Origin of the sequence: Microbulbifer jejuensis (assembly GCF_047289955.1) — a bacterium.
GTDB lineage: Bacteria > Pseudomonadota > Gammaproteobacteria > Pseudomonadales > Cellvibrionaceae > Microbulbifer.
Genome location: NZ_JBLBUB010000055.1, coordinates 1 through 7224 on the forward strand (window position 1 = coordinate 1; position 7224 = coordinate 7224).

The following is a 7224-nucleotide window of genomic DNA, read 5'->3' on the forward strand; positions in this document are numbered from 1 at the left end:
GTATATCGTCGACGCCAACACCAATACGGTGATCAACCGCTTTGCCAGTGGCGAGCCGACGGTAGAGTTTTCCTCCCTGTATGACACTGCCGAGCGCAACCGCGCCACAGCGGTGGAAGCCTTTATTTTCGAGCAGCTGACGCACTACCCGGACAATGAAAACCTGCAGCGTTTCACCCTGGACGTCTATTATGATCGCGCGGTAGCGGAGATGATCCTGGCCAATGAGGCCCTGGACAAAGCCCGCATCAGCCGTCTGCGCAACGAAGCGGTGAGTGTCGAGGTTGGGCATATCGAAACTGCGCACCAGTTGCTGGACGACGCCCTGGAGCAATACAACTCGCTGTTGCAGTATGCCCCGGAGTTCCTGGCTCAGTGGGGGGCCTCGCGGGGGCAAATCAGCCCGCGCTACTACGACCCCAACGACCTGGCGCAGAAAGACGTGACCCCGGCGGAGCGGCTGTTTACCGGCTACAAGGATGTCACCATGCTCTATCAGTTGATGGGCAGGCTGGCCTCCACCAAGGTACAGCAGGCGCGCCTGGCCGTAGTGGCGGGGCAGACCAATACCACAATACTGGCGCAGCTGATTGAGGAGATGAACACGCTGCGCAGCGATCTGGTGGCCAGGGAGCAGTCTCTGCGCGCGATTTTCCCGGGCATCGACTTTACCCAGGTAACGGGATTTTCCGGCCTGCCCGAAGCGGTGTCTGCATGGCAAAGCCATATTGTCGATTTGGAAAATGCCGTGAACTGGCTTGCCGGCGACACCAATATTCTGGGCCTGCCGCAGGATGCGGTGCTGCTGGTACAGGGCTACGGCATTGACGGCAATACCGAGTTTGATTCCTTTAACGCACTGAGTGATTTCCTCGGCAATGACAGCAGTGGTCCCATCGCCACAGCGCAGAGCAGCCTGGCCGCGGCGAGAACCAGCTACGACACCTACCGCCACAGCGCCGATACCCTGGCCACGGAGTACACCGATCGCCACCAGCAACTGGGCAACTGGCTGTTCAGTTTGCTCGGGGTGGAATTTCCGGACAATTGTTTTGAGGAAAGTTGTGTAATCGCTACCGAAGAGGCACTGGAAGGCAGTGAGATCTCGCTGCAGGCGAACAATATCGATATCGCCCAGATCGCCCTGGACCGCAATCTGCAGAGTATGGAAAACCTGCTTGTTGCGATTGAAATCGAAATTGATCGACGCGCGGCGGAAGAGGACATTGTCGACGGGCAGTCGAAAATCATCCTGGATTACGGATCTAAGCAGGAGTCCATTGCAAAGCAAATCGCACGTGTTCGCATAGAGGCGGAAAAATCAAGTCAACGACATGGTTATATTAAAGCGATAGGTGGCGCAATAAAGGCCTATTATACCGGTGACTTTAGTACGCTGGAGCAAGCGACTGATCAGGTCATTGCGGCCAATCGCAATATTAGAAGCATCAAAGATATTGGACGGCTGGAGGCAATGAGCATTCGTTTGGGCGCAGAGGAGCGCGCCGCGCTGAATGACAGCACCAACCGGCTGCTGGATGTGGAAAGTAAAGCGCGGGTGCGCACCATGTGGCTGGAGGCCAATACCATCGCCCTGGATATCGCCCAGGCGGAAGCGACGGTTGAACAGGAAGTGGAACGCCTGGCGGGTATGCTCAACCAGGCGCAGCGGGTGGCGAACCAGATATTTACCGCCAACAGCAATCTGGCAGAGCGCTACTTTGCCGATCCGATCCACGGCAGCCGTTTGACCACGGAGATGCTGCGCGCGGAGCGTTACTTTGAGGAAGCGCAGAAATGGTTGTTCTACGCCGCCAGCGCACTGGAATACAAATGGCAGGAGCCCTTTGTGGGTCCGGTTAGCCGGGGCAGGAAAGAGGCGGTGTACACCCTGCGCAATGCGGAGGAACTGCGGGACTTCCACAGTGAAATGCTGTCTTTCGACCAGCTGCGCAATCTCAGCGGCACCCAGCAGGCCACGGACACCTTTTCCATCAAGGACCATGTGTTTGGCTATGTGGATACCATCGGGGGTATCGCGCAAACCTACCCCCACCCGGATCCCGCCCAGGTGGATGGCCCGCGCCTAAGCCCGCAGGAGGCCTTCCATGCAAAGCTGCAGCTGTTGTCGCGCAACTTTGGCAGCGATACCTGGGTAACGGTGGAGTTCAGTACCGTGAAAGAATTGCCGCGCAGCAATTTCTTCCTCGGCCCGGTGGTGGCGGGCACGGGCGACCTGGCCTGCCTGGCGACCGGCGGCACCTACCTGGACAAAATCGAGACCATTGCGCTGAATATCCCCGCGAGTTATTCCAGCAGCAGTGAAACCGAGACACCGGCTTTCCTCACCTACGGCGGTACCAGTGTGGTGCGCAGCAAGACACCGGGTAGACTGGTGGTGAATGAAGACGGTGTGGGTATTGCGGATGAGCTGGTGACCTATAGCACGCGTTTCTGGGATACCGTGGAGGGTACACAGCTGGCGTTCCGGGACAGTTACCGGGTATCCATGGCGGCGGACCTGGATGTGCTGAGCAGTGAGCCCGGTTCCAGTTCCACCGTCACCAGTGTTTTCAAAGAGCGCAGTGTGGCCGCCACCGGCTGGCGGCTGTCGATCAAGCTGGCGGATCGCTTTGGCCCGCTGGTGGACATTGACGCGATGCAGGATATAGAACTGGTCTTTAATCACCGCTATAAGTCCAGGAACTTTGACACCTGTGACGATGACGGTCCCGGCGGCCCGCTGTTGCTGCGCAAGATTGCTCCGCTGGACAAGGTGACTTCGGAATAAGTTAACCCTGTATGTTCCTGTTCAAAACAGGATGAATCCGGCAATCAAACAGGTTCTGCACTCTGTTTGATTGCCGCTTTTGCAAGGCCGGTGCGGTTTTTGCTGTTGCAGGGAATCCCACCAGCCTTTTGACAAAGACAGTTTTGGGTATCGCTGGTAAACCCGAGCGGGTTTTATAGCGGAGCAATACTGCCTCAAACCCTGCAGGTGTTTGCCATAAAGGCACCGATAATAAAAAAGGGAAGTTTATGTTGCGTAATGTTTTGCTTGGCTGCTGCCTGCTTTTGTCGACCGGCGTTGCCCTGGGGGCCGATGAACACACGGCGCTGCAGGCGCCGGTGCTCAATTTGCCCACCGGCCCCGGCAGTATCGCAGGGCTTGGTGAAGCCTTTACTCCCAATTTGAACACGGGCACCAGCTCACAACTGACACGCCTGGCGGTACCACCGGGGCGCAATGGTCTGGCACCGGATGTTTCGGTGGAGTACAACAGCGGATTCGGCAACGGGCTCGTGGGCCTGGGTCACCGGCTGACCATGCCCTTTATCCAGCGCCAGACGGATCAGGGCCTGCCCAACTATTCCGAATGGGGCCGTGCGGATCAGCGGGACAACGACCACGACGGCCGCACAGACGAGTTTGACGAGTTCGATACCTTTATCAACCACCAGGGCGAGGAGTTGGTACTGGTGGAGGACGGTGTTTATCGTACAAAAAATGCCACCGATTTCGCCCGCTACCAGCGCCTTTCCGAGGGCTGGATGGTCACGCAGCCCGATGGTCAGCGCTGGTACCTGGGGCAGGATACCGGCAGCCGCATCAGTAGCGGGGACGGTGCATCGGTCTTCGCCTGGTATTTGCAGGCCATAGAGGACACCCATGGCAATCGCATTGAATACCATTACAGCAAGCTGGATGACAGCGCACAGATTTATCTGCAAACGATCAACTACAACAGCAATGGTGATATGGCGGTTCACTTTCACTATGAAAGCCGCCCCGATATTCTGACCAATTATAAAGCCGGATTCGAGATCAAAACCGCATACCGCTTACAGCGTGTCGAGGCACAGTTTGCCGGGCGTTTTTTGCGCAGCTATGCCTTTTCCTACCACCCTTTGAGCGCATGGCAAAGCCAGTCCCTGTTGCGGGAAATTCAATTGGCTGCCGGTGCGGGGTCATCGGCACAGTCCCTGCCGCCGGTGCGCTACGACTATACGCAGTACCAGCAAGATCAAGTGTTGATGACGTCGATGCCGGCGGCGAGTCGGGTATCCCTGAGTAGTCCCGACGCGGCGTTTCTGGATATGAACCGCGACGGACTGCCGGATGTGATTCACACCGGTCCCAGCAAAGACGCCTACTGGCTCAATCTCGGTCCCGGCGCCGACGGCCTGCCGCAGTGGCAGAGCTATCGCGAAATGAACACCTTTTCCACCAGCCGTATCTCGGATGCCGCGGTCACCTGGGCCGATATCGATGGCGACGGCGCGGTGAATATGCTGCAGTACAACGCCGGCAGTACACACTACTTCCATCTCGATGAAACGCACAGCTGGCAGTACAGCGGCGTTATCAATGGGTTGGATATTCCCCTCAACAGCCCGCATGCCGGCATGCTGGATATTAACAATGACAAGCGTGTGGATGTATTCGCCACCACACTAAACAGCAGCGGTGCTGTTTTATCCCATGTGGTGCAGCTGAACCACCCCGATGGCTGGTCGCGGCCGATCGAGCTGCCGATGCCCGCGGGCAGCCAGGGTATGCGCCTGGGTGACTCCAATGTTTTTCTCTACGATATGAACGGCGACGAACTGGCCGATCTGGTCTCGGTCGGCAACGGCTATGTGGCCTACTTTGCCAATCGCGGTCTGCAGGGCTTTGCCCCGGCGGTGGTGTTCGACAACAGCCCGAATACCCTCTACAACGCCGACTTTGTACGCATCAGCGATATGAATGGCGACGGGCGCGGCGACCTGGTGTATCTCGGCGGGCAGCGGGTATCTATCTGGTTGAACCAGGGGCTGGACACTGACCAGCACCAGCAGGCGCTGTTTGGCCAGGAGCAAGTGGTTCAGGCGCAGGGGAATCTGTCCGTTCAGGCAGTGCGTCTGGTGGATATCAACGGCAATGGCTCCACGGATATTCTGTGGTACAGCCCCGGCCGCGGGGACAACACCTTTTATTTTGCCGAACTGTTTCCCGATGAGCAGCCGAATCAATTGAAAAGTATCGATAACGGCCTGGGGGGATCGACAACCCTCGAGTATGCCTCTGTCGCCGGGGAAATGATCAGAGACCGGGATGCCGGCACCCCCTGGCCCCAGGGCATTCCTGTCGCCATGCAGGTGCTCAAGCAGATTGTTGTGGAGGACAACAGCGGTGGTGCGCAGCAAATTACAGCAATGGAATACCGCGATGGCTTTTACGATAGCGCCGATAAAGAGTTCCAGGGTTTTGCCAGTACCGAGGAGCGGCGTCTGGGAGATGCCAGCACCCCGACACTGGTTACCCACTACCAATTCCATCTGGGCCAAAAACCCGATGGCACGCAACAGGAAGCGCTGAAGGGCAAGGTCAAGCAAATGGAAACCCGCGATGCCCTGGGCGCGGTGTTTTCGCGCGAGGAAAACCAGTGGGAGCTACGCCAGTTGCACGAGGGCTACGGCCAGGAGACGCGCAGCGTTGATTTTGCAGCAATGACCGAGCGCAAGCAGCACCTGCTGGAACGCGGCAATGGGGTACCGGTGACGCTTGCCTGGGAATACGACTACGACGATTACGGCAACACCACCACGATCAAAGAATTTGGGCGCACGGAGGGTGACTGGGGGGATGAACGCATTACGCGCTTGCGCTACAGCGCGGAATCCGCCTCCGCGCAGGGGCATTGGTTTCTGCATCTGCCGATAGAACGCACTGTAACCGATCTTGCGGGCCAGGCAGTGGCTAAAGAGCAGTGGTTTTACGACGACGAAAGCTTTTCCGGCGGCAATCTGGGCGCACTGTCCAAGGGCAACCTGACCCTGCGGCGTGTATGGCACCAAGCGGATAATGCGACGGCGTATATCGCCGCGGAGCGCCACCGCTACGATGCCTACGGCAACCGTATTCGAAGTTACGACCCCCTGTGGGGCGAAGAGCCCGGCCACGCAACCGAGATCACCTACGATACGCAGTATCACACCTTTGCCACCCAAGTGCGGTTGCACACCGGTACCCAATGGCTCACCGCCCAGGCGGACTACGATATGGGTCTGGGTGTGCTCACCGATTACCGCGATTTCAATGGGCAACTGAACCAGCACCGTTACGACGCCCTGGGCCGGCTCACGGCCAAAATCGAACCGGGCGACAGCCTCCAATACCCCACCCTCGCATACACGTATCAACTGGCACAAACTGTAGATGGCCAGCGCCTCAACTGGGTGGAAACACGCCGGCGCGAAAAGGGTGGTGCCAGTGGCACCATCGACAGCCGCCACTTTTACGATGGCCTTGGGCGCAGCCTGATGATGCGCAGCGAAGGCGAACAATCCGGGCAGGTCGTCATCAGTGACCATCACCGCTACGATGCGCGGGGCCAGGTTTCCCGCACCGCCCTGCCGTATTTTGCCGAGGGCCTCGCCTACCGGGCCGACGACCGGGGCCCCCACCAGCGCCAGTACCGTTACGATGCCCTGGGGCGTATGCAGGAAACCCGCCAGCCTTATTCCGCAGAGAGTGGGGAAAGCGTGTTCAGCCGTATTACCTACCAGCCGCTGGTGCAACTGCGGGAGGATGAAGAGCAGACCCGTGCCAACAGCCCCCATGCCGGTGCCGCCAAGCGGCTGGTGTTCGACGGTTTGCAAACCGCCGAGGGGGAATACCGCCTGCGCCAAGTGGATGAAATCGTCGGCGCCAATACCCAGGGTGGCGCCGGTGGTGCCACCTGGTCGACGTACTATGACTACGACCTCAACAATAACTTCACCCGCCTGCAGGATGCGCAAAACAATGTGCGCAGCATGCACTACGACCACCTGGGGCGGATGCGCTTTTTGGACGACCCCAATCGCGGGCAGCGCTGGCAGCACTTCGATGCCGCCGGCAATGTACTCGCCACCCGCGATGCCCGGGGCCAGGAGCGGCACTATCGCTATGACGGTGCCAACCGCCTCCTGAACGAATATCACCTGCCGCCGCGGGGAGAAGCGCCGGCCGGTGGGCACTGGCAAGCGGATGTGCAGCTGGGCACTACGGCCCCTGTGGTGCGCTACCAGTACGACCAGCGCAGCGAAGCGGGCGGTGGATTTTTACGCGGGCGCCTGGCCAAAGTCACCGACCAGGCCGGCTTTGAACAGTGGAATTACGATGCGCGTGGCCAAGTGGTTCAGCGCCAGCGCAAAATCACTGGCCCGCAGATCGACAGCCCTCTCTACACCACGCGC

2 protein-coding genes are annotated in these 7224 nt (G+C 58.8%); both read left to right on the forward strand.

The features are described 5' to 3' along the window. Positions 1 to 2791 (forward strand): hypothetical protein (locus ACL7TT_RS20175; RefSeq protein ID WP_413397981.1); only part of this gene is annotated, 2791 nt, incomplete at its 5' end. A 248-nt stretch (positions 2792 to 3039) separates the two neighbouring features. After that, positions 3040 to 7224 (forward strand): toxin TcdB middle/N-terminal domain-containing protein (locus ACL7TT_RS20180; RefSeq protein WP_413397982.1); only part of this gene is annotated, 4185 nt, incomplete at its 3' end.